This is a genomic window from Thiorhodococcus mannitoliphagus, from assembly GCF_010915725.1.
GTDB classification, from domain to species: domain Bacteria; phylum Pseudomonadota; class Gammaproteobacteria; order Chromatiales; family Chromatiaceae; genus Thiorhodococcus; species Thiorhodococcus mannitoliphagus.
The window spans coordinates 1-491 of the sequence record NZ_JAAIJR010000460.1 but is presented as its reverse complement, the minus strand read 5'-3'; the positions used below and the strand labels follow the sequence as shown (position 1 = coordinate 491).

Genomic DNA, 491 nt, shown 5'->3' with positions numbered 1-491 from the left:
AAACGCTGGGAAATGTCCAGAATCGAGGGTAAGTCCTGCTACGGCGTGTCAATCTGCGGAAGAACGGTTTCGCCGTGGGTCGTCGGCCTTGAGGGTGTCACCTATATCGACAAATTGGACGGGGGTGTCGAGAAGATCCAACGCGGACCATTGACGGTGTCAGGGCCGCTGGATCGCATCTACCTCGAGCCACCGCAGGCGCTGGTGTTGGAGGACCCCGTTCTTGAGCGGGCAATCAGGATCCAATCCGAAGGCAGTCGGAGTGCGGTGGTGTGGAACCCCTGGATCGAGCAGGCCGCCGCCATGGGGGATTTCGGGGACTTGGAGTACCTGAAGATGCTCTGCCCGACATTCCGCACGCCATAACGTGTAATAACGAATTTTTTGTTGCTGATTTTCAGTGGAGATGTCGTTATCTCGCACACGAAAAACGAACAAAACGCCTGTCATCGTGGCTGAGCACCGTTATTCCACAGCCATCACCCCAGCGG

The 491-nt window shown here is 56.6% G+C and carries 1 protein-coding gene; it reads left to right on the top strand.

What is annotated here, in order from left to right:
- Nucleotides 1-366 (top strand): aldose epimerase family protein (locus G3480_RS27395; RefSeq protein ID WP_476718479.1); only part of this gene is annotated, 366 nt, incomplete at its 5' end.
- Nucleotides 367-491: the final 125 nt, after the last annotated feature.